General features: G+C 53.7%; 1 rRNA gene. It reads right to left on the bottom strand.

What is annotated here, in order from left to right:
* Nucleotides 1-255: ribosomal RNA gene (locus tag IB277_RS37775) — 23S ribosomal RNA — on the bottom strand; the annotation flags it as partial.

Below are 255 nucleotides of genomic sequence, written 5' to 3'. Positions count from 1 at the left end.
AGTTACGCGTGCAATTTGCCGAGTTCCTTCAGCATAGTTCTCTCAAGCGCCTTGGTATACTCTACCTGACCACCTGTGTCGGTTTCGGGTACGGTCTATACGGTGGAGCTATTTCCTGGAACCGCGTTCCCGCCCACACAATCCAATAAGTGTGAACAAGTTAAGCGATCCGTCACTACCACCAGGCCCACGAATATTAACGTGGTTCCCATCGACTACGCGTGTCCGCCTCGTCTTAGGGGCCGGCTAACCCTG

The sequence above is a fragment of the Ensifer sp. ENS07 genome (assembly GCF_014852185.1).
Taxonomy (GTDB): domain Bacteria; phylum Pseudomonadota; class Alphaproteobacteria; order Rhizobiales; family Rhizobiaceae; genus Ensifer; species Ensifer adhaerens.
Note: the sequence above shows the minus strand (reverse complement) of the source record. Positions and strands in the feature narration are given on the sequence as shown.